The organism is Pseudomonas sp. AC193 (assembly GCF_979258075.1).
The window spans coordinates 535,790-557,837 of record NZ_OZ409832.1; the positions used below are offsets into that span (position 1 = coordinate 535,790).

The window sequence follows — 22,048 nt, forward strand, 5'->3', positions numbered from 1 at the left end:
TTCGCGAGCAAGCCCGCTCCCACAGTTTTGATCCAGGACTGATCAGAGGGCGGTGTTGTATCGGCGGACGCCGTTCTCAACTGCCGGGATCTGCGCGGCGGTGCTGCCGGAGGCCTGGAAAAGCACCAAGTGTTCAGCCGCAACCCGAATCCCCACCTCTGCACCGACCTGATGATCAGCATGGCTCGGGAAAATCGATTCCAGCTGCGCCCCCGTCGGCAGTTGCAAGCGATATAGGGTCGAGGCCCCGAGGAACGTCTTGCCGACAATCCGCGCTTTCAACGAACTGTCCTGTGCATAAACAATGTCATCCGGACGCAGCAACACATCCACCGCCCCGCCAATCGGCCAGGTATAAGCCCGATTGCCGCGCAATTCACCCAATTCAGTCTGCACCGATTCCGGGCTACCAAGCTGGCCGCGAATGAAGTAACCCTGACCGATAAAACTTGCCACAAATGGCGTCGCCGGTTCGTGATACAGGTTGTACGGCGTGTCCCACTGTTCCAGCCGACCTTCTTTAAACACGCCAACGTGATCGCTGACGGCAAAGGCTTCTTCCTGATCGTGGGTGACCAGAATCGCGCTGGTGCCACGGGCCTTGAGAATGTCGCGCACCTCATGGCTGAGCTTGCGGCGCAGCTCGCCATCGAGGTTGGAGAACGGCTCATCGAGCAGCAGCAATTGCGGCTCCGGCGCCAACGCACGGGCGAGGGCGACGCGCTGTTGCTGACCACCGGACAACTCGTGCGGGAAACGCTTGCCGAGATTTTTCAGGTTGACCAGTTCCAGCAGCTCTTCGGTCACGCGCTCCTTGTTCGGATGCTTGCGGATACCAAAGGCAATGTTGTCGGCGACGCTCAGGTGCGGGAACAGCGCGTAGTCCTGGAACACCATGCCGATCCGGCGCTTCTCCGGCGCCAAGGTGAAACCGGCGCTGGAAATGGTCTCGCCGCCAAGGGTGATTTCACCTTCGTGCACCGGCTCGAAACCGGCGATGGCGCGCAGGGTGGTGGTCTTGCCGCAGCCGGACGAGCCGAGCAGGCAGCCGATGTCACCGGCGTTGAGGTGCAGATTGAGGTTCTGCACCACGCGTTGATCTTGATAGCCGCAAGCGAGGTTGCGCAGGTTCAGCAGTAATTCATGGCTCATGCGTGGTGATATGCCGGTTCAACGAGGAACTCGAGCAGGGCCTTCTGTGCGTGGAGACGGTTTTCTGCCTGATCCCAGGCGACGGAGCGCGGGTCATCAAGCAGGTCGAGACTGATTTCTTCGCCGCGGTGCGCCGGCAGGCAATGCATGAACAACACGTCCTCGGCAGCGAGGTCGAGCAGCGCACGGTTGACCTGAAACGGCGCGAACAGCTTGAGGCGCTTGGCAGTTTCCTCTTCCTGACCCATCGAAGTCCAGACGTCGGTGCTCACCAGATGCGCGCCGCGCACGGCGTCTTGCGGATCACGGACAATGGTCACGCGATCGCCGGCCTTGGCGACGAATTCCGGGTTCGGCTCGTAACCTTCCGGGCACGCGATGCGCAACTGGAAGTCGAACTGGATCGCCGCTTCTATATAGCTGTTGCACATGTTGTTGCCGTCGCCGATCCAGGCCACGGTTTTGCCCTGGATCGAACCGCGATGTTCGAGGAACGTCTGCATGTCGGCCAGCAGCTGACACGGGTGCAGATCATCGGACAGGCCGTTGATCACCGGCACGCGCGAGTTGGCGGCGAATTCGGTCAGGGTGCTGTGGGCAAAAGTACGGATCATCACCGCATCGAGCATGCTCGACATGACGATGGCGCAGTCACCGATCGGCTCGCCACGGCCCAGTTGGGTGTCGCGCGGCGAGAGGAAGATCGCCTGACCGCCGAGCTGGATCATGCCGGCCTCGAAGGAGATCCGGGTGCGGGTCGAGGATTTCTCGAAGATCATGCCCAGCACGCGGTTTTTCAGAGGCTCGAACAGTACGCCGCGGTTACGCAGGTCCTTGAGCTCAACGCCTCGACGGATCACGCTGACCAGCTCTTCGGGCGTGCAATCCATCAGGGAGAGAAAGTGCCTTGCGCTCATCATTGACTACCTTTTTTGCTACAAACCGCAGATGCTCAAAGCCTTGTTTAACGGAACAACGGGCGAGACCTGCGGCGTAAGCCGCACGGGGCGACGAAATAGGGGGAGGCGCGATATTGACATTAAATGTCGCGTTTTTCCAATAGGCTACGGTTTTGCGGGATTCGGAGAGCGGACAGGATGTTGCAGTCGCGCATTTGAAGCCGGGTTCAGGACAGCAGCGAGTCCCTTTGTACACTGGCCTCGCGGGGCTTGGCAATCCGCCGTGGCGGGGATCGGGTCGCTTGAGTCGGTTTACGACCGTGGCGGCATGCCATCACTTGGTCGGATGCTCAGGTTGAAACATTTGCTAAAGCAAAGTGCTGGGTTATAAATAAGTTTCGAGCGACGCAGGAAGCCTCCGCATGGAATCGAAAGAAAAATTGTTAATGGAATTGCTGGGCCACACGGCTCGCTCTCTGACCCATCTCACCGCGTCAATGACCTCAATGTCCTTCGAGCTGCTGCGCAGCGAAGACGACGTGGTCAAATCCGCCGGCCGCCACATGATCGACCGCATGGCGACCATCAGTGCCGGGCTCGACGAGCATTGGCGATTGATCGGCGAGCTCACTGGCGTACACGTCGCCCACGAGCAGATCGAAACCATCCAGGAAATCCAGCTGGCCGCGCCGCCGCAACTGCCCTCCAGTTGAGTGACGCGGTCTATCGGCGCACCTGATAGCCGTCGATTCACAAGACGAACGTCGCTGGCGCCTGACCCGCGACGGGGCCATAGTTTTGTTCCCGCGGGCGTCATTGCCCGCCCAGAACAAGACAGAGACTGGCCATGACCAAGACTCTCCATCACCGTGCCTGCCACCTGTGTGAAGCCATCTGCGGCCTGACCATCGAGACCACTGAAACCGATGGCGATGTCGCGATCACCTCGATCAAGGGTGATGCGCTCGACACCTTCAGCCGTGGCCATATCTGTCCCAAAGCTGTCGCGCTGCAAGACATCCAGAATGATCCGGATCGCCTGCGTCAGCCGATGCGTCGTGTTGGCAGCGAATGGTTGCCAATCAACTGGGACGAGGCGTTTGCGCTGGTGGCCGAGAAACTGGCGGCGATTCAGGAGCGTCATGGGCAGAACGCGGTGGCGGTCTATCAAGGCAACCCGAGCGTGCACAACTACGGGCTGATGACCCACAGCAATTATTTCCTTGGATTGCTGAAAACGCGCAATCGCTACTCGGCGACCTCGGTCGATCAGTTGCCGCATCACCTGAGCAGCTATCTGATGTATGGCCACGGCTTGCTGCTGCCGATTCCAGACATCGATCACACCGATTTCATGTTGATTCTCGGCGGTAATCCACTGGCCTCCAACGGCAGCATCATGACCGTGCCAGATGTTGAAAAACGTTTAAAAGCGATCCAGGCACGCGGTGGTAAAGTCGTGGTCGTTGATCCACGGCGCAGCGAAACCGCGGCGATGGCCGATCAGCATTTGTTCGTGCGCCCGGGTGGCGATGCCGCATTGTTGTTTGGTGTGCTCAACACATTGTTCAGTGAAGGCCTGACACGCGACAGTCATTTGCCGGTCGATGGATTGGACGACGTGCGCGCTGCGGTGGAGACGTTCACCGCCGAGGCCATGAGCCCGCTGTGCGCCGTTCCCGCCGAGCAGATCCGCCAACTGGCGCGTGATTTTGCTGCGGCGCCGAGTGCGGTTTGCTATGGCCGGATGGGCGTTTCGACTCAAGCCTTCGGCACTCTGTGCCACTGGGTGGTGCAACTGATCAATCTGGTTACCGGTAACCTCGACCGGGTGGGTGGTGCGCTGTGCACCGAGCCGGCCGTGGACTTGGTGGCGTCGACGTCGGGCGGGCATTTCAATAAGTGGCAAAGCCGTGTTTCCGGGCGTCCTGAATACGGAGGCGAGCTGCCAGTCTCGGCGCTGGCCGAAGAGATGCTCACCGAAGGCGAAGGCCAGATCCGCGCGCTGATTACCGTGGCGGGTAACCCGGTGTTGTCGACGCCGAACGGGCGACAACTGGAGCAGGCGCTGGATGGCCTGGAGTTCATGGTCAGCATTGACCTCTACATCAATGAAACCACGCGTTACGCCGACCTGATCCTGCCGTCGACGTCGGCACTGGAGAACGATCACTACGACACCACGTTCAACTTGTTCGCGGTGCGCAATGTCACTCGCTTCAACCGCGCGATCCTTGCCAAGCCTGAGGGCGCGCTGCATGACTGGGAGATCTTTGTCGGTCTGGCCAAAGCATTCGCCGAGAAAACCGGCAAGGAGCTGAAACCGACCATGTCACCGGCGAAGATGATCGACATGGGCCTGCGGATGGGCATGTACGGTGACGCCTCCGAGCAGAAACTCTCGTTGGCGACACTGTTCGATCATCCTCACGGCATTGATCTGGGCGCGTTGAAAGCCAATCTGGCGCCGCGCCTGAAAACGCCGAACCAGCACGTGCAGGCCGCGCCGCCAGAGATCCTCGCTGACCTCGCACGGTTTGCCGCGCTGCAAGCTCCGGCCGCCGACGAGTTGTTGATGATTGGCCGCCGACATGTGCGCAGCAACAATTCGTGGATGCACAACTATCACCGGCTGGTGAAAGGCAAGCCGCGCCATCAGTTGCTGATGCATCCGGACGATCTCGCCAGTCGTGGGCTCAACGATGGTCAGTGGGTGCGCGTCAGTTCGCGGGTCGGGCAGATTGAAGTGGAAGTGCTCGGCAGTCTCGACATGATGAAAGGCGTGGTGAGCCTGCCGCACGGTTGGGGCCATACGCGACCGGGTGTGCAGATGGCGATTGCCAGTGGCCAGCCAGGTTCGAGCGCCAATGATCTGACCGATGAGTGTCAGCTCGACGAATTGTCCGGGAATGCCGCGTTGAACGGCGTGCCGGTCACCGTGGCGGCGGCTTGAACGTGACCGTCGGGGAGACCGAGCATGGCGCTCGGGATTCCGTTACAATGCGTCACCGTGCCGACCCGTGAGTCGGAAAGTTCAGCCGAGGTGCTCCATGGATATCATCGAAACGATTAAAGAGCAGATTGCCAACAACACCATTCTGCTTTACATGAAAGGCTCGCCGAATGCCCCACAGTGTGGCTTCTCCGCGAAAGCTGCGCAGGCTGTCATGGCGTGTGGCGAAAAGTTTGCGTACGTGGACATCCTGCAGAACCCGGAAATCCGCGCTAACCTGCCTAAGTACGCCAACTGGCCGACTTTCCCACAACTGTGGGTTGGCGGTGAGCTGGTCGGCGGTAGCGACATCATGACCGAGATGGCTGCAGACGGTTCGCTGCAAACCACCATCAAGTCGGCTGTTGAAGCGGCAGCGGCGAACAAGTCCGAAGCCTGATAAGGCTTTTGTGGGAGCGGGCTTGCTCGCGAAAGCAGTCTTTCAGCTAGCTGTGATGTCGACTGACACGACGTCTTCGCGAGCAAGCCCGCTCCCGCATTCGTTTCATGCGACTTCTGCTGCTTGTGTAGGAGCTGTCGAGTGAAACGAGGCTGCGATCTTTTGATCTGCAGCCAATAAAAAGCCCCGCACCTCGAAAGAGGGCGGGGCTTTTTAGTGCGTCCGAAAAGTTACTGCGAGTTGCCGGTGCAATCTAAAAAGATCGCAGCCTGCGGCAGCTTCTACTCTTCGCCCATCTGCGATTGCAGGTAGTTCTCAAGACCGACTTTGCCGATAAGGCCCAGTTGAGTTTCCAGCCAGTCGATGTGTTCTTCTTCGGATTCGAGAATGTCTTCCAGCAGTTCACGGCTGCCGAAGTCACCGACGGTTTCGCAATGTGCGATCGCAGCTTTCAGATCAGCGTGGCCGGTCTTCTCGATGCGCAGGTCGCACTCCAGCATTTCCTGGGTGTGCTCGCCAATGTGCAGTTTGCCCAAGTCCTGCACGTTCGGCAGGCCTTCGAGGAACAGGATGCGCTTGATCAGCTTGTCTGCGTGTTTCATCTCGTCGATGGATTCTTTGTATTCGTGCTTGCCGAGCTTGTTCAGACCCCAATCTTCGTACATGCGCGCATGCAGGAAGTACTGATTGATCGCGACCAGCTCATTGGCAAGGATCTTGTTGAGATGCTGGATGACTGTAATGTCGCCTTTCATGATCGGAGTCCTGCCCTGTATTCGCTGTATATACGGCAGAGTTTGAGCTTCGTATTTATAAGTGTCAAACCTAAGTTATTGAATAATATATGAAAATTAATCGGAATAAGAATGTTTGTGTTCCGCGTCTGGAGCCTAAGCAATTGATTTACAGGCATAAAAAAACCGGACCTAAGTCCGGTTCTTTGAAATGGGGTGTTATTACGCGGCAGTAAATTCCACCGGATAGGGGATCGCAGCCTGAGCGGTTTGCAGCTTGGTCAGGGTTTCGCGAACGACTTCCTTGGCAAGGCAGGCACATTTGCCGCATTGGCTGGCGACGCCGGTGGCCTGACGAACTTCTTTATAGCTGCAGCAACCTTCATAGATCGCTTCGCGGATCTGTCCGTCGGTGACGCCAGTGCAGAGACAAACATACATAAGTGAGAACCGTCGCTGGTTGTGACTCAATTGCGATGGATCTTAATGTTAACGAGAATGATTGTCAAAGTGCTTTCCGACCGCTTCAGCGGATTAACAGCTACGACTGACGAACGGTATTTGCTGGCTATTTGCCTGGCCCTGCAAATGCAGCACGGTTCTGCGCCTGCTTTAAAAAACCGTTAAGGACAGGCCAAATTCGCAGTGTATGATGGTCGGCCCTTGCGAAGGGGGTTCGTGTCACAGGGCTGTCGTCTGAGGATGGCAGGCTGGCGCAAACCCTGAACTTCAAGTTTCTACACCAGGAGATATCAATGAGCGTACTCGTAGGCAAACAAGCCCCTGACTTCACCGTCCCGGCCGTACTCGGCAATGGCGAGATCGTTGACAGCTTCACTCTGTCCTCGGCCATCAAAGGCAAATACGGCCTGGTGTTCTTCTACCCACTGGACTTCACCTTCGTCTGCCCGTCCGAGCTGATCGCTCTGGACAACCGCATGGCTGACTTCAAGGCCCGCAACGTTGAAGTGATCGCTGTGTCGATCGACTCGCACTTCACTCACAACGCATGGCGCAACACTCCAGTGAACAATGGCGGCATCGGCCAGGTGAAATACACCATGGCTGCCGACATGAAGCACGACATCGCTAAAGCCTACGACGTTGAATCCGAAGGCGGCGTAGCGTTCCGTGGCGCGTTCCTGATCGACGACAAAGGCGTTGTCCGCTCGCAGATCATCAACGACCTGCCGCTGGGCCGTAACATGGAAGAGCTGATCCGTCTGGTCGACGCTCTGCAATTCCACGAAGAGCACGGCGAAGTTTGCCCTGCCAACTGGAAAAAAGGCGACAAAGGCATGAACGCTTCGCCAGAAGGCGTTGCGGCATACCTGACCGAGAACGCTGCTGCCCTGTAAGGCGCAACGTCGAGGTACAAAAAACCGGCCCAAGTGGCCGGTTTTTTTATGCGCGGGATTTACTCAACGACGATCAGTCGTCGAAATCTTCCCAGCCGCCCATCTGTTTCCAGCGGTTGACGATGCCGCAGAACAGCTCTGCGGTTTTCTCGGTGTCGTAACGCGCGGAGTGCGCTTCACGGCCGTCGAAGTCGATGTCGGCTGCCTGACAGGCTTTCGCCAGTACGGTTTGACCGTAGGCCAGACCGGCCAGCGTCGCGGTGTCGAAACTGGAGAACGGGTGGAATGGGTTGCGCTTCATGTCCAGACGCGCGACCGCAGCGTTGAGGAAGCCGAGGTCGAAGCTGCTGTTGTGGCCGACCAGAATCGCGCGCTTGCAGCCGTTGGCCTTAAGCGCTTTGCGAATGCCACGGAAGATGTCGGTCAGCGCGGTTTCTTCGCTGACGGCCATGCGCAGTGGGTGATCGAGCTTGATCCCGGTGAACTCCAGCGCTGCTGCTTCAATGTTGGCGCCTTCGAACGGCTCAACGCGGAAGAAGTAGGTGTGGTCGGGGTATACGAAACCCTTTTCATCCATGGCGATGGTGGTCGCAGCAATCTCCAGCAACGCGTCGGTGGCCGAGTTGAAGCCACCGGTTTCTACGTCGACGACAACCGGCAGGTAGCCGCGAAAGCGTGCTGCCATCGGGTGACGGGAACCGCCGCCGCCACTTTGACCGTCCAGTTCGTCGTCGAAATGGTCTTCACTCACGCGTGTTCCTCCAGCAGGCGCCAGCGCAGTTTTTCACCGGCGCGCAGCGGGATAACGGTCAGCTCGCCGAATGGCAGGCTGGTCGGGGCGGTTCATTCTTCACGAACCAGGGTGATGCGATCGGTGTTTGCCGGCAGGCCGTAGAAACGCGGGCCGTTGAGGCTGGCGAAGGCTTCGAGTTTGTCCAGCGCATTACGCTGTTCGAAGGCTTCGGCGTACATCTCGATGGCAGCGTACGCGGTGTAGCAGCCAGCGCAGCCGCAAGCGGCTTCTTTGGCGTGCTGGGCGTGCGGTGCCGAATCGGTGCCGAGGAAGAACTTCGCGCTGCCGCTGGTGGCGGCGTCGAGCAGGGCTTCCTGGTGTGTGTTGCGCTTGAGGATCGGCAGGCAATAGAAGTGCGGCCGAATCCCGCCCACCAGCATGTGGTTGCGGTTGTAGAGCAGGTGGTGCGCGGTGATGGTCGCGCCAACGTTGGCCGAAGCCTCGTTGACGAACTGCACGGCGTCGGCGGTGGTGATGTGTTCAAACACCACTTTCAGTGTCGGGAAACGCTCAACCACGCGGCGCATGTGCTCATCGATGAAGATCTTTTCGCGATCGAACACATCGACGTCGCCACGGGTGACTTCACCGTGGATCAGCAGCGGCATACCGACTTCGGCCATGGCTTCGATCGCCGGCAGAATCTTGTCGATGCTGGTCACGCCGGAGTCGGAGTTGGTGGTCGCGCCGGCCGGGTACAGCTTGGCGGCGTAGACAAAACCACTGGCCTTGGCTTCACGAATTTCTTCGGGCTGGGTGCGGTCGGTGAGGTACAGCACCATCAGCGGCTCAAAGCGACTGCCGGCCGGGCGGGCAGCGAGAATCCGCTGGCGATAGCCGTCGGCTTCAGCGGCGTTGCGCACCGGAGGTACCAGGTTGGGCATGATGATCGCGCGGCCAAAAGTGCGCGCAACATCGGCAACGGTATTGGTCAACACGGCACCATCGCGAAGATGAATGTGCCAGTCGTCGGGACGCAGCAGGGTCAGGCGGTCGGACATGAGGGGATTCCAGGCGGGTCAAACTGAGGCGAATGCTACCGGAAAAGACTCTTGCAGGCACTCGCTATCAAGTTTTGCGGGAACCTTCCGATATCCCGTAGGTATGCCGTAAACATCGTGTGAATCGGTCTTTGTGTTTCAGAAGCCAATGGAGCCTCCCGTGCGCCAGCGTTATTTAGCCTTGCTCAGTGTGTTTGCCAGCCTCCCCGCGATGGCGCTCACGTACCAGACACGTCTGGAGAACATTGAGTGGACGGTCGCCGGCGACAAGTTCGAATGCCGCCTGACACAGCCGATTACAGATTTCGGCTCGGGTGAGTTCGTGCGCAAGGCCGGCGAGCAGGCGATATTCCGTCTGAACGCCTACAACGCCATGCTGGGCGGCGGTTCGGCGACGTTGCTCGCAGCGGCGGCGCCATGGCAGCCGGGACGCGCTGACATTAATCTGGGCAGCGTCAGAATCGGCAGCGGCAATGTCTTGTTCAACAGTTCGCAGTCTCAGGCTGGCGGTTTGATCAGCGGTTTGCTGGACGGTCGCAGTCCGGTCGTGCGCCGCGCGTCGGGTGATGGTCGGGTCTCGGAAGTGCGCCTGTTGCCAGTCAAATTCAGCAAAGCGTTTAACGACTATCAATCCTGCGTGGCGAAATTGTTGCCGCAGAATTTCGATCAGGTTAAACAGTCGCAAATCGGTTTTCCCGGCGAAGGCACCGATCTCGACGCCGCCGCCAAAGCCAAACTCGCGGTCATGCTGGAGTACATGAAGGCAGATCCGACGGTTAATCACATCGAGCTCGACGGCCACTCGGACAACAGCGGCAACCGTCTGACCAACCGTGAACTGTCGCGCCGCCGGGCGCTGGCGGTGGTCGACTACTTCAAGGCCAATGGCATTCAGGAATCGCAGATCACCGTGCGTTTCCACGGTGAGCAGTATCCGGTCGTACCCAACACCAATGCGGCGAATCGGGCGAAGAATCGTCGGGTCAATGTGCACCTTGCGCGGGTTACGCCAGTCGCGGCTCCGGCGCCGCAAGCGAGTACACCCGCGAGCACTGCAGCAACTTCCTGACCCGCCGGTCATCGTCGCGCTCTCGACAGATTCTGTCGCTTTGTCGTCTTAAGCTGTCGCGCCTCTGTAAATTATCGCGTTTGGGCGGTAGACTCCTCGGCTTTCCGTAGAACCCCGTGGAGTGATGGCATGGCGGACGTAAACAAGGTCGTTCTGGCGTATTCCGGCGGCCTGGACACTTCGGTGATCCTCAAGTGGCTGCAGGATACTTATAACTGTGAAGTGGTGACTTTCACCGCTGATCTCGGTCAAGGCGAAGAGGTCGAGCCGGCCCGCGCCAAGGCTCAGGCCATGGGCGTCAAAGAAATCTACATCGACGATCTGCGCGAAGAATTCGTGCGTGATTTCGTGTTCCCGATGTTCCGCGCCAACACCGTTTACGAAGGTGAGTACCTGCTGGGTACCTCCATCGCACGTCCGCTGATCGCCAAACGTCTGATCGAAATTGCCAACGAAACCGGCGCTGACGCCATTTCCCATGGCGCCACCGGCAAGGGCAACGACCAGGTGCGTTTCGAACTGGGTGCCTACGCACTCAAGCCGGGCGTAAAAGTGATTGCCCCTTGGCGTGAGTGGGATCTGCTGTCCCGCGAGAAGCTGATGGACTATGCCGAGAAGCACGCGATCCCGATCGAGCGTCACGGCAAGAAGAAATCCCCGTACTCGATGGACGCCAACCTGCTGCACATCTCCTATGAAGGCGGCGTGCTGGAAGACACCTGAGCCGAGCACGAAGAAGACATGTGGAAATCTGACTCGTCTCCCCGGAGAACGCTCCTGATAAACCGCAGTACCTGGAACTGACTTACCGTAACGGCGACATCGTTGCGCTGGACGGCGTCGAAATGACCCCGGCCACTGTTCTGGCAACGCTGAACAAGATCGGCGGCGAGCACGGCATCGGTCGTCTCGACATCGTTGAAAACCGTTACGTCGGCATGAAGTCCCGTGGCTGCTACGAAACCCCGGGCGGCACCATCATGCTGCGCGCTCACCGCGCCATCGAATCGATCACCCTGGATCGCGAAGTCGCTCACCTCAAAGACGAGTTGATGCCGAAGTACGCCAGCCTGATCTACACCGGTTACTGGTGGAGCCCTGAGCGTCTGATGCTGCAACAGATGATCGACGCGTCGCAGGTCAACGTGAATGGTGTTGTGCGTCTGAAGTTGTACAAAGGCAACGTGATCGTCACTGGCCGCAAGTCCGACGATTCGCTGTTCGATGCCAACATCGCAACCTTCGAAGAAGACGGCGGTGCTTACAACCAGGCCGACGCGGCGGGCTTCATCAAGCTCAACGCGCTGCGCATGCGTATTGCTGCCAACAAGGGCCGCAAACTTTTCTAAGCCCCTCGGGCCTGGAATGAAAGGGCAGCCTTGTCATCGCGACAAGGCTGCCACTGTTCAACTCCTTCCTGCTTTTTGCGTTATCTGTGTTCTTCACGATATTCGCCCGCCTTTTAATGTCCTCTCAAAATTGTCGTGATCTGCTGGCTGACGTTGTAGGCGATGTAGAGCGTGCTCGCTGTGCCTTTTTTTGTCTGTTTGCCGGGGCTGAGCCTTATTTGCTTGAGTAATGCGTCTGACACCGGATCAGTCAGAAACACCATGAACCTTACCGATGGCCTACTGGTGACTGTCAGACTGGCCTGCAACTGATCGAATTGCGCCTTGCTGTTCATCCGTCGTACATCAATAACCCGCAGCGCGTTCATGGGTTTGGGCAACTGCACGTGATGTTCGATCCACGGGGGGCGCCCAATCGCTGGGAGTGGGTGGATCGGGTACGTTACCCGTACGCTCGGACGTTTTCGAAAGAGGATCGTGTTGATGGTCGCCGGATCTAAGGTCTTCAAACGCTTTCAGAAAGTTATCATCCTTGTCGAAGTCAGACGGCGCATAAAGCGATCGGTAGTTGAAGTTCAAGGTGATAAAAAACAAAAACAACAAATAAAACGGAAAGCTGATTAAAAACCATATGTAAATTTCACGTTCGTCGTTATCCAGAAAGGGTAGTGATACCGCTGCGGAAGTTTCCGAAATAAACGCGAAGATCGCGATAATTGTCATGGGGTTAGAGATTTTCTTTTTAAAGTTCCGCATGGTGTTGGCTCTATTGTTTTTGAGGTCGCTGATTTGATTAAGTGTGTGGTTAAAGTTTTGCGGCTTTAATGTTTATATTAAAAATTGCTGTGTGGGTAGAAGTGTCTTGTTTCAGATTTTTTGCAAAGCGAAGTTAGTTGCCAATATTCTCTGAGGCGCGAGAGCAAGCAGCTTTTCAGAGCTGTATCCGCAAGCCCAATGGCTTGGACGGCGGCGTACTTTTCGGGCAGGCAACGGATCTGTATGAAAATTTTGTACTAAAAATATCAGCGGGTTAAAACGCGCCTGAATGAAGCGAGGAATGCACGTACAGCCCATTCGATAGCAGCAAGTGTATTTCTTGTAGGAATAATCCTCATTGGTTGTAGGGAATGTCTTGCGCTGCAAGTGCAAGAGAACTGCGCTGTGCCACGAGTGAATTGACTAGGCTATTGTGCGGGCTCTAAAAATCGAACAGCGAAATTGAACCTGCCCATGAATAAAGTGCTGATCGTGGATGATCACCCCGTCATTCGTCTTGCGGTACGTATGCTGATGGAGCGTCATGGCTACGAAGTGATTGCTGAAACCGATAATGGTGTCGATGCATTGCAACTGGCGCGCGAACAAATGCCGGATATCGTGATTCTGGATATTGGAATACCGAAACTGGACGGCCTGGAAGTTATTGCGCGCTTGAGTTCGGTGGCCATGCCGATGAAAGTTCTGGTGCTGACTTCACAGGCCCCCGGACACTTCTCCATGCGTTGCATGCAGTCGGGCGCGGCGGGTTATGTGTGTAAACAACAGGATCTGACGGAGTTGCTCAGCGCCATCAAAGCCGTACTCTCCGGTTACAGTTATTTTCCGAATCAAGCGCTGCATACCGTGCGTACCAGTCTGGGCAATGCCAGTGAAGCCGATATGGTCGATCGCCTTTCAGGACGAGAGATGATGGTGTTGCAACAGTTGGCGCGGGGCAAAACCAACAAGGAGATCGCCGACGGCATGTTTTTGAGCAATAAAACGGTCAGTACGTACAAGACCCGTTTATTGCTGAAACTCAATGCCCGCTCACTGGTTGACCTCATCGAGCTGGCGCAACGCAACGGACTGGTCTGAGCATGACCAACGCTGACGTAATCATGGGCGATCGAATTCAGCGACCAGTAGAAAGTAAAAAGCCTCCGTTTCGGGAGGCTTTCAAGTGTCAGTCATCAAAATCGTATTCGGCCAATTGCTTTTGCAGTCGGCGCTCCTCCAGCAGGTTATCGATGGTGCGACGTTTACTCAGATTGGTCTTGGCGACCTCGACGACCGGTTCGGCATCATCAGCATCCGCGGCTACAAATTCGTCGTCAGATTCTTCCAGTTGCTCTTTGCTGGTACTCATAGGTTAACTCCAGGCTAAGAGGGGCCTTTGGCGCTCCTTATATCGACATTCCAGCGGCGGGTAAAAAAGATTTTTTCAATCGACGAATCGATAAACCTAATAGCCAGTCAATCGTCGGATGTTTTGGCTTTGTATTCGCACAGATCTTCGATTCGACAGCTGCCACAGCGCGGCTTGCGGGCCAGACACACATAGCGTCCGTGAAGAATCAGCCAGTGATGGGAGTCGAGCAGGAATTCCTTGGGCACAAACTTCATCAGATTGTTTTCCACCTCAACCACATTTTTGCCGGGGGCGATGCCGGTGCGGTTGCTGACGCGGAAAATGTGCGTGTCGACGGCCATGGTCAATTGGCGAAATGCGGTGTTGAGTACCACGTTGGCGGTTTTGCGGCCAACGCCAGGCAGGGCTTCAAGCTCTTCGCGGGTCTGCGGGACTTCACTGCCATGGAGTTCGACCAGCATGCGGCAGGTCTCGATGACGTTTTTCGCTTTGCTGTTGTAGAGGCCGATGGTCTTGATGTATTCGGACAGGCCTTCGACGCCCAAGGCGTAAATGGCGGCGGGCGTATTGGCGATCGGGAACAGTTTCGCCGTGGCCTTGTTGACGCCGACGTCGGTCGACTGCGCCGAAAGAATCACCGCTATCAGCAGTTCGAAGGGCGAGGAGTAGGCCAGTTCTGTCTTCGGCTCGGGATTGTCTTCATGCAGTCGGCGAAAGATCTCAAGACGTTTTGCAGCATTCATGGGCGATGCGTTTCCTTGGAAATAGAGTTCGGGCGCGTCCACGCCTGACGGGCCGCGAGCAGCAGCCCCAATACAATAAAGGCGCCAGGCACCAGGGTTGCCAGATGCAGCCCTTCGCCGAATAAAACAGGGCCTGAGCCATGCGCGGACAACCCACGGCCAAGGCTTCCCTGCCCGATGAGTTCACGCAGCGCGGCGAGCACCAGCATCAAACCGCCAAACAATGCGCAAAGCTTGAAGCGCTGCGCCAGCGGTTGGCGGAAGAAGCCGTTGTGTTCAAGCACCACGCACTGCAAGGCGATCAATCCGCCATAGAGGCCGAACGACTGATGCCACGCCAGGAACCAGCGTTGCGCCAACAGATCGGCACAACTGGCCAATGTTGCAGCAAGCAACACACCGGCCAGCAAGGCACTTCCATCTGTCAGGCGCGAACGCAGTGGTGACATGCCCAAAGCATAAATGCCGACCACTGCGACGAACATCAACATCGTGCCCAACGCACCGGCCAAAGAAACGGTGGTGCCGAGCAATAGCACCAGCATCAGTGAGTTGGACAGGCTCATGGTTCGCTCCCCAGCAATACGCTTCGATGCTCGTCAAAGTAGCGCAATGCATCGTGGATCGCGTTGATGGCTGCGCGGGAAGTAATGGTCGCCCCGGCCATTTGGTCGAATTGCCCCTGATCTTTTTTCAATGCCCAGCCAGCGTCATTCGGTTCGCCGCGTGATTTGCCGGTGAATGTCTGAAGCCAGTGGTTCGGCCAGTCGCCAATGGGCCCGCCGAGTGCCGGGGTTTCGTTTTGCTTGAGGGGTTTCACGCCGAGCAATTTGCCGTTGGTATCGATGGCGATCAGCAATTCGATGGCAGCGGCGTAACCTTCGGTTTGATTACGCAGTAACACTGCAACGGTCTGGCCATTCCTGGTTGCGCGATAAGCCGCCGTGAGCGTGCTATGGCTCAGCCCCGTATCGGTCAGTGTCAGCGGCTGTTCCAGCGGTTGGTTGTCGTAGCTGTCGGCGGGCAGCACGTCGAGCAGTTTGCGGCTGTCGGCCAAACGGTGCTCGGCAGCGATCTGCGGCGCACTGTTACGTTGCAGCAAATACGTCGCGCCGATGCCGACCATCGCCAACAACAATAGCGTCAGTGCGCTGCCCGTGCGGTTCATGGGCTCACCTGTGGCTGACGGCTAGCGGCAAACCGTTCCAGCGCCGGCACGCAAAGGTTCATCAACAGCACCGCAAACGCGACGCCATCGGGGTAACCGCCCCACGTGCGAATCAGATAGGTCAGCAGGCCGACGCCGACGCCAAAAAGCAGTCTGGCAAGCGCCGTTCTGGCACCCGAGACAGGTTCGGTGATGATGAAGAACGCACCGAGCATGGTCGCGCCGCTGAGCAGGTGAAATAGCGGCGAGCCATGGGAGTCCGATCCCGATCCGTTCCAGCACAGCAGGCTGATCACAAAAAGGCTGGCGAGCATGCCGACCGGCGCGTGCCAGGCGATCACTCGCCGCTGCAGCAAAAACAGCCCGCCGGCGAAAAACGCCAGATTCACCCATTCCACGCCGCGACCGCCGAAACGCCCGAACGCCGAATCACTGGCGAACAGCTCATCCATGGTCAGGCTTTTGTTGATGCGCAGACTGTCCAGTGCGGTGGCCTGTACCCAGGCATCCGGCGCCTGACCGATATTGAAAACCTGTTGAAAGCTTGTCGTCAGATCCAGGCCGTGGGCGGGCCAATGAGTCATCGGCTGCGCAAACATCACCATCGCGAAAGCAAAACCGAGCATCGCCGGGTTGAACGGATTTTTGCCGACACCGCCGTACAAATGCTTGCCGAACAACAGCCCCGCAGCCACCGCCGTCACCGTCAGCCACCACGGGCAATAGGGCGGCAGCGCGATGGCGAGTAATGTTGCACTGACGATCGCGCTGCCATCACTCAGCGTCGGCTGTAAGGGCTGACGGCGCAGTCGAGTGGCAATCGCCTCGACGATCAACGCCGTGGTAACAGCCAGAATCAGGTTGATCAACACGCCCCAACCGTACAACCAGAACAACGCCAGCAGCCCCGGCAACAGGGCCAGCAGCACAAGCTTCATCGCTTGCTGCAGGCGCTCGTCCGGTGCCTCAAGGGGCGACATGGTCTTGCACCTGGCGCTCGGCGGTTTGCAGGCGGGCGCGGGCCTTGTCGAGGATGTCGTCGGGCGTGTCGGCGCGGCGTTCGAGTTTGTTGAGATCGGCGCGGGCGTAGGCCAATTCGGTTTTTAGCTGGCGAAGTTGGCTGTCGATCGGGCGTTTTTCGACGCGCACCAAGTCAGGCGCAGGCTGATCGCTTGTGGCTTCGGCGTCGTGCAAGGCCTGCTCGGCGTCGCGCAGTGCGTGTTCCAGTGCGGCGATCTGCTCCGGTGCTGCTTCGGCGGTTTGCGCTTTTTTCAGCTCGGCGCGGCGCATCGCCAACTGGATTTTCGCGCGTTTCAGGTCGGCATCTTTCGCGGGGCTGGTGCCGCAACTGCCGGGGCGTTGCTTTCCAGTTGCGCCAAGGCCTGTTCTGCCGCTTCAAATTGTTGCTGGAGCACGATCAATTGCGACTGTTGCTCGAAGGTCGGCGGATGGCCGAAAGCTTTCAGCGATTTGTGCAGTTGCGCACGGCTCATCGCCACATCGATCTTGGCTTTTTTCAGTGCCGCATCGGCGGTCGCGGTTTTCTGGGCGCGCACGCGCTCCAGCGCAGCCTGCACTGGATCCGACGCGGTCGACTCAGGCTGAGCAGCACGTTTGGCGCGGGCTTCACGTTCGGCCTGCTTTTGCTGTTCTTCGCGCAGCAACCGGCGATTGCGTCGTTCGAATCGCAGACGTGCGTGATCGCGTTTGGCGGCGCGCGCGCGTTGCTCTTCAAGACTGAAGGCCAAGCCGCCGACCACCGGCAACGTGCTCAAAGGCAAAGGATGCATTTCAATGCAATCCACCGGGCACGGCGCGACGCACAGGTCGCAGCCGGTGCATTCATCGATGATCACCGTGTGCATCAATTTCGCCGCGCCGACGATGGCATCGATCGGGCAGGCCTGAATGCATTTGGTGCAGCCGATGCATTCGGCTTCGCGGATATAGGCGACTTGCGGCGGCGCCGAACCGCGACTGATATCGAGTTCCAGCACCGGCACCTTCAACAGCTCGGCCAACGCTGCGATGGTTTCGTCGCCACCGGGCGGGCATTTGTTGATCGGCTCGCCGTCAACGATGCCTTGCGCATAGGGTTTGCATCCGGGATGGCCACACTTGCCGCATTGGGTCTGCGGCAGGAGGGCATCGATGCGTTGAATCAGACTCATGTTTTGATCAGTCCACTGAATCCGAGAAAAATCACTGCGATCAGTCCGGCGCCGATCAAGTCGATCGGCAAGCCGCGAAAGGGCAGGGGAATGTCGTTGTCGGCGGTGCGCTCACGCAAATCGCAGAACAGGCTCAGCACCAGCCAGAAACCCAGCCCGGCGCCGAGGCTCAGCGCTGTGGCGTGGAGCAGGCCTTGATCGTTTTGCGCGTTGATCAAGGCCAGTCCAAGCACACCGGCATTGCCCAACAACAGCGGCCATAACCCTTCGAAAGGCAGATTCGGCAACCCGCGCGCCAACAGTTTCAACAGCGGCGCAATCAACAAGACGCTCAACGGCAGAAACACCAACAGGCGCAGCGCCTCAAGTTGCAGCGGCACCAGCAGCCAATGCCAGATCGCGTAACCGATGACGCCGACGATCAACATCAGACACAACGTCGCCAGCCCCAGCGCATGCACCTGCCGACGACTCCCCGCCAACAGCGGATCGACGCCCAGCGGCCAGTGCAACACGAAGTTGTTGAGCAGCGCAGCACTGATGAGCGTAAGCACAAGTTCGGTCATGGTTCTGCCAGCGAAACGGGCGGCTGTCTCTTAAGGTTAGGCATTATCCGGGCAGATATGAAAAATCCCACAGGCATGCCGGGCACGCCTGTGGGATCGATTCACCGCCGAGTGTTACTTGATGCGTTGACCCGGCTTGGCGCCGCTGTCAGGGCTCAGCAAGTAGATTTCTTCACCGCCAGGGCCGGCTGCCATGACCATGCCTTCGGAGATACCGAACTTCATTTTCCGTGGCTTGAGGTTGGCGATCATCATGGTCAGACGGCCGTCGAGCTTTGACGGATCCGGGTAAGCGCTCTTGATCCCCGAGAACACGTTGCGTTGCTCGTCACCGATATCGAGGGTCAGGCGCAGCAGCTTGTCGGCACCTTCCACGTGTTCGGCTTTAACGATCAGCGCGACGCGCAGGTCGATCGCGGCGAATGCATCGAAGTCGATTTCCGGCGACAGTGGATCCTTGGCCAGTTCGCCATTGCCGGCCGGGGCAGCAGCACCGGTATCGGTCTGGCTGGCGGTCAGGTCTTCTTTCGAGGCGTCGGACATGGCTTGCACTTTTACCGGGTCAATGCGGGTCATCAACGGCTTAAATTCGTTGAGCTGATGGTTGGCCAGCAGGGTGGTGTGGTCGTTCCAGGTCAGCGGGGCGACGTTGAGGAACGCCTCGGCATCGGCGGCCAGCAGCGGCAACACCGGTTTGAGGAAGATCACCAGTTGGCGGAACAGGTTGATGGCGGTGGCGCAGATCGCCTGGACTTCATCCTGTTTGCCTTCCTGCTTGTTCAACGACCACGGCGCCTTGTCGGCAATCCAGGCGTTGGCGCGGTCGGCCAGACCCATGATTTCACGCATGGCGCGGGCGAAATCGCGGGCTTCATAGGCGTCGGCAATGCTTGGCGCGGCGGCGAGGAAAGCCTCGGTCAGCTCTGGCGCAGCGTTGTTGTCGACCAACAGGCCGGCGTTGCCTTTTTGAATGAAACCGGCGCAACGGCTGGCGATGTTGACGACTTTGCCGACCAGATCGGAATTGACCTTCTGCACGAAGTCTTCGAGGTTCAGGTCGAGGTCGTCAACGCCACGACCGAGTTTGGCCGCGTAGTAATAGCGCAGGTATTCCGGCGACAGGTGATCCAGATAAGTGCGGGCCTTGATGAAGGTGCCGCGCGACTTGGACATTTTCTGGCCGTTGACGGTCAGGTAGCCGTGCACGTTGATGCCGGTCGGCTTGCGGTAGCCCGCGCCTTCAAGCATGGCTGGCCAGAACAGTGCGTGGAAGTTGACGATGTCCTTGCCGATGAAGTGGTACAGCTCGGCGCTGGAGTCCTTGGCCCAGAACGCGTCGAAATCCAGCTCCGGCGTGCGGTCGCAAAGGTTCTTGAAGCTGGCCATATAGCCGATCGGCGCGTCCAGCCACACGTAGAAATACTTGCCTGGCTCGCCCGGAATCTCGAAACCGAAGTACGGCGCATCGCGGGAGATGTCCCACTGTTGCAGGCCAGCGTCCAGCCATTCGGCGATTTTGTTGGCGACGGCGTCTTGCAGGGTGCCGCTGCGGGTCCAGGTTTGCAGCATTTCCTGGAAGTCCGGCAGTTTGAAGAAGAAGTGCTGGGAATCCTTGAGCACCGGGGTGGCGCCAGAGATCGCGGACTTCGGATCCTTCAGGTCAGTCGGTGCGTAGGTCGCGCCGCATTTTTCGCAGTTGTCGCCGTACTGGTCTTCGGTGCCGCATTTCGGGCAGGTGCCCTTGATGAAGCGGTCGGCCAGGAACATTTTCTTTTCCGGGTCGAAATACTGGGTGATCGAGCGTTGGGCGATGTGCCCGGCGTCACGCAGCTTGATGTAGATCTGGCTCGACAGCTCACGGTTTTCTTCAGCGTGAGTGGAGTGGAAGTTGTCGAAATCAACCAGGAACTCGGCAAAGTCGGCGCTGTGTTCAGCCTGCACGTTGGCGATCAGTTGTTCCGGGGTGATGCCTTCCTTTTCCGCGCGCAGCATGATCGCCGAACCGTGGGCGTCGTCGGCGCAGACGTAGATGCATTGATTGCCGCGATGCTTCTGGAAGCGCACCCACATATCGGTCTGGATGTATTCCAGCATATGGCCAAGGTGAATCGAACCGTTGGCGTAGGGCAGGGCGCTGGTGACGAGGATCTTGCGTGGTTCGGACATGTGGGGCTTCGCTACTTGATGAAACGGAGGTCGGCCACTATAAAGCGCTGGCGCATATTTTTCACCCTGTGCACCTGTTTCATTGGATGAGAAACAGCAAAGATCAAAAGATCGCAGCCTTCGGCAGCTCCTACACATAATCCCCTGCAGGAGCTGCCGAAGGCTGCGATCTTTTTCAGGTACGATACCCACCATCTTTTCCCAGTCTTGTTATCGGAGTTGCCCATGAGCGCCGTCACTCGCGCAGCGGTGGAAGCCGTCCTCAGCCAATACACCGACCCTTACCTGAATCAGGATCCGGTCAGCGCCGGTTGCGTGAAGAACATCGAGATCGTCGGTGATCGCGTCAATGTGCAGCTGGAAATCGGATACGCCGCCGGTCTGTTCAAGAGCGGCTGGGCGCAATTGCTGCAACTGGCCATCGAAAACCTCGACGGCGTGGTGATTGCCAGGGTTGAAGTCAACACGGTGATCGCCGCGCACAAGGCGCAGGCGCAGATCCCGGGCTTGGCCAACGTCAAGAACGTGGTCGCCGTGGCCTCCGGCAAGGGCGGTGTGGGCAAGTCGACCACCGCCGCCAACCTCGCGCTGGCGCTGGCCCGTGAAGGCGCCAAGGTCGGCATTCTCGACGCCGATATCTATGGCCCGAGCCAAGGCATCATGTTTGGCATTCCCGAGCGCACCCGCCCAGAGGTCAAGGATCAGAAGTGGTTCGTGCCGCTCAAGGCCCACGGTGTTGAAGTCATGTCGATGGCGTTCCTCACCGACGACAACACGCCGATGGTCTGGCGCGGCCCGATGGTTTCCGGCGCATTGCTGCAACTGGTCACGCAAACCGCGTGGGGCGATCTGGATTATCTGGTCATCGACATGCCGCCAGGCACCGGCGATATCCAGCTGACCCTGGCGCAGAAGGTTCCGGTGGCCGGGGCGGTAATCGTCACTACGCCGCAGGATCTGGCCCTGCTTGACGCGCGCAAAGGCGTGGAAATGTTCCGCAAGGTCAACATTCCGGTGCTGGGCGTGGTGGAAAACATGGCCGTGCACATCTGCTCGAACTGCGGGCATGCCGAGCATCTGTTCGGTGAGGGCGGCGGTGAGAAACTGGCGACGCAGTACGGCGTTGAGCTACTGGCTTCGCTGCCGTTGTCGATGCTGATCCGCGAACAGGCCGATGGCGGCAAGCCAACGGTGATCGCCGAGCCGGACAGCCAGATTGCCATGGTCTACCAGGAACTGGCCCGCCACGTTGGCGCGCGGATTGTGTTGCAGGAAGCGGCATCGCCGGCGATGCCGAACATCACCATCAGCGACGATTGATACATCCGCAACACTGATAACCCTGTAGGAGTGAGC

21 protein-coding genes and 3 pseudogenes are annotated in these 22,048 nt (G+C 58.3%); 8 read left to right on the forward strand and 16 right to left on the reverse strand.

All coding sequences use genetic code 11. The features are described from left to right. Positions 1 to 42: 42 nt before the first annotated feature. Positions 43 to 1,152, reverse strand: a complete 1,110-nt coding sequence (locus ACZZ0D_RS02560; RefSeq protein WP_463552392.1) for an ABC transporter ATP-binding protein — start codon at positions 1,150 to 1,152, stop codon at positions 43 to 45. Then, positions 1,149 to 2,069, reverse strand: a complete 921-nt coding sequence (gene argF / locus ACZZ0D_RS02565; RefSeq protein WP_100845205.1) for an ornithine carbamoyltransferase — start codon at positions 2,067 to 2,069, stop codon at positions 1,149 to 1,151. Before argF ends, ACZZ0D_RS02560 begins: the two co-directional genes overlap by 4 nt. A gap of 404 nt (positions 2,070 to 2,473) precedes the next feature. Between argF and ACZZ0D_RS02570 the strand changes: the two genes are divergently transcribed. From ACZZ0D_RS02570 to grxD, 3 genes are all read left to right on the forward strand, one after another. Next, positions 2,474 to 2,764, forward strand: a complete 291-nt coding sequence (locus ACZZ0D_RS02570; protein ID WP_053123421.1) for a hypothetical protein — start codon at positions 2,474 to 2,476, stop codon at positions 2,762 to 2,764. Positions 2,765 to 2,898: 134 nt separating this feature from the next. Further along, positions 2,899 to 5,004 carry a molybdopterin oxidoreductase family protein gene (locus tag ACZZ0D_RS02575; protein WP_463552393.1) on the forward strand — a complete coding sequence of 702 codons (2,106 nt, stop codon included), beginning with the start codon at positions 2,899 to 2,901 and terminating at the stop codon, positions 5,002 to 5,004. A 97-nt stretch (positions 5,005 to 5,101) separates the two neighbouring features. Then, entirely contained in the window at positions 5,102 to 5,443 is a 342-nt protein-coding gene (gene grxD, locus ACZZ0D_RS02580; RefSeq protein WP_007916674.1) for a Grx4 family monothiol glutaredoxin, read from the forward strand. A gap of 281 nt (positions 5,444 to 5,724) precedes the next feature. On the opposite strand, the gene bfr is transcribed toward grxD, so the two are convergent. Then, the gene (gene bfr / locus ACZZ0D_RS02585; protein WP_042560739.1) at positions 5,725 to 6,198 is read right to left on the reverse strand and encodes a bacterioferritin; all 474 of its coding nucleotides are present in this window, start codon (positions 6,196 to 6,198) and stop codon (positions 5,725 to 5,727) included. 201 nt (positions 6,199 to 6,399) lie between these two features. Then, positions 6,400 to 6,618, reverse strand: a complete 219-nt coding sequence (locus ACZZ0D_RS02590; RefSeq protein ID WP_003227725.1) for a bacterioferritin-associated ferredoxin — start codon at positions 6,616 to 6,618, stop codon at positions 6,400 to 6,402. 314 nt (positions 6,619 to 6,932) lie between these two features. Here ACZZ0D_RS02590 and ACZZ0D_RS02595 point away from each other — a divergent pair, with 314 nt between their 5' ends. Continuing rightward, a complete protein-coding gene (locus ACZZ0D_RS02595; protein ID WP_003227723.1) occupies positions 6,933 to 7,535 on the forward strand; it encodes a peroxiredoxin in 603 nt (200 codons plus the stop codon). Between the two features lie 73 nt (positions 7,536 to 7,608). Here ACZZ0D_RS02595 and rnt read toward each other — a convergent pair whose 3' ends face one another. Then, positions 7,609 to 8,286: a ribonuclease T gene (rnt, locus tag ACZZ0D_RS02600; RefSeq protein ID WP_007916667.1), complete on the reverse strand. Its 678-nt coding sequence runs from the start codon at positions 8,284 to 8,286 to the stop codon at positions 7,609 to 7,611. After that, a pseudogene (gene pyrC / locus ACZZ0D_RS02605) lies at positions 8,283 to 9,329 on the reverse strand (dihydroorotase). Before pyrC ends, rnt begins: the two are co-directional and overlap by 4 nt. Positions 9,330 to 9,489: 160 nt before the next feature. Here pyrC and ACZZ0D_RS02610 point away from each other — a divergent pair. Next, positions 9,490 to 10,398 (forward strand): flagellar protein MotY, encoded by a 909-nt coding sequence (locus ACZZ0D_RS02610; protein ID WP_463552394.1) that lies wholly within the window; start codon positions 9,490 to 9,492, stop codon positions 10,396 to 10,398. 129 nt (positions 10,399 to 10,527) lie between these two features. Beyond that, positions 10,528 to 11,747: pseudogene (locus ACZZ0D_RS02615) on the forward strand (argininosuccinate synthase). Positions 11,748 to 11,860: 113 nt separating this feature from the next. Here the strand turns inward: ACZZ0D_RS02615 and ACZZ0D_RS02620 are convergent. After that, positions 11,861 to 12,082, reverse strand: a complete 222-nt coding sequence (locus ACZZ0D_RS02620) for a hypothetical protein (protein WP_463552395.1) — start codon at positions 12,080 to 12,082, stop codon at positions 11,861 to 11,863. A 10-nt stretch (positions 12,083 to 12,092) separates the two neighbouring features. Further along, positions 12,093 to 12,503 carry a hypothetical protein gene (locus ACZZ0D_RS02625; RefSeq protein WP_463552396.1) on the reverse strand — a complete coding sequence of 137 codons (411 nt, stop codon included), beginning with the start codon at positions 12,501 to 12,503 and terminating at the stop codon, positions 12,093 to 12,095. 474 nt (positions 12,504 to 12,977) lie between these two features. On the opposite strand from ACZZ0D_RS02625, the gene ACZZ0D_RS02630 reads away from it, so the two are divergent. Next, positions 12,978 to 13,604 carry a response regulator transcription factor gene (locus tag ACZZ0D_RS02630; protein WP_053123410.1) on the forward strand — a complete coding sequence of 209 codons (627 nt, stop codon included), beginning with the start codon at positions 12,978 to 12,980 and terminating at the stop codon, positions 13,602 to 13,604. 88 nt (positions 13,605 to 13,692) lie between these two features. Here ACZZ0D_RS02630 and ACZZ0D_RS02635 read toward each other — a convergent pair whose 3' ends face one another. The 8 genes and pseudogenes from ACZZ0D_RS02635 to metG all read right to left on the reverse strand — a co-directional run bounded on the left by ACZZ0D_RS02635 (position 13,693) and on the right by metG (position 20,692). Next, positions 13,693 to 13,875 (reverse strand): PA3496 family putative envelope integrity protein, encoded by a 183-nt coding sequence (locus tag ACZZ0D_RS02635; protein ID WP_463552397.1) that lies wholly within the window; start codon positions 13,873 to 13,875, stop codon positions 13,693 to 13,695. A 107-nt stretch (positions 13,876 to 13,982) separates the two neighbouring features. Further along, positions 13,983 to 14,621, reverse strand: a complete 639-nt coding sequence (gene nth / locus ACZZ0D_RS02640) for an endonuclease III (RefSeq protein ID WP_463552398.1) — start codon at positions 14,619 to 14,621, stop codon at positions 13,983 to 13,985. Further along, positions 14,618 to 15,187: an Rnf-Nqr domain containing protein gene (locus ACZZ0D_RS02645; RefSeq protein WP_463552399.1), complete on the reverse strand. Its 570-nt coding sequence runs from the start codon at positions 15,185 to 15,187 to the stop codon at positions 14,618 to 14,620. Before ACZZ0D_RS02645 ends, nth begins: the two co-directional genes overlap by 4 nt. Further along, complete coding sequence (locus tag ACZZ0D_RS02650; RefSeq protein WP_463552400.1) at positions 15,184 to 15,789, reverse strand: RnfABCDGE type electron transport complex subunit G; 606 nt, start codon at positions 15,787 to 15,789, stop codon at positions 15,184 to 15,186. The genes ACZZ0D_RS02645 and ACZZ0D_RS02650 overlap by 4 nt, the downstream gene beginning before the upstream one ends. Beyond that, positions 15,786 to 16,769, reverse strand: a complete 984-nt coding sequence (locus tag ACZZ0D_RS02655; RefSeq protein WP_463552401.1) for an RnfABCDGE type electron transport complex subunit D — start codon at positions 16,767 to 16,769, stop codon at positions 15,786 to 15,788. The genes ACZZ0D_RS02650 and ACZZ0D_RS02655 overlap by 4 nt, the downstream gene beginning before the upstream one ends. Further along, a pseudogene (gene rsxB / locus ACZZ0D_RS02660) lies at positions 16,756 to 17,960 on the reverse strand (electron transport complex subunit RsxB). Before rsxB ends, ACZZ0D_RS02655 begins: the two are co-directional and overlap by 14 nt. After that, entirely contained in the window at positions 17,957 to 18,526 is a 570-nt protein-coding gene (locus tag ACZZ0D_RS02665) for an electron transport complex protein RnfA (RefSeq protein ID WP_463552402.1), read from the reverse strand. Before ACZZ0D_RS02665 ends, rsxB begins: the two are co-directional and overlap by 4 nt. Positions 18,527 to 18,640: 114 nt before the next feature. Next, complete coding sequence (gene metG / locus ACZZ0D_RS02670) at positions 18,641 to 20,692, reverse strand: methionine--tRNA ligase (protein ID WP_463552403.1); 2,052 nt, start codon at positions 20,690 to 20,692, stop codon at positions 18,641 to 18,643. 225 nt (positions 20,693 to 20,917) lie between these two features. Between metG and apbC the strand changes: the two genes are divergently transcribed. After that, positions 20,918 to 22,012 carry an iron-sulfur cluster carrier protein ApbC gene (gene apbC, locus ACZZ0D_RS02675; protein WP_212546272.1) on the forward strand — a complete coding sequence of 365 codons (1,095 nt, stop codon included), beginning with the start codon at positions 20,918 to 20,920 and terminating at the stop codon, positions 22,010 to 22,012. Positions 22,013 to 22,048 lie beyond the last annotated feature (36 nt).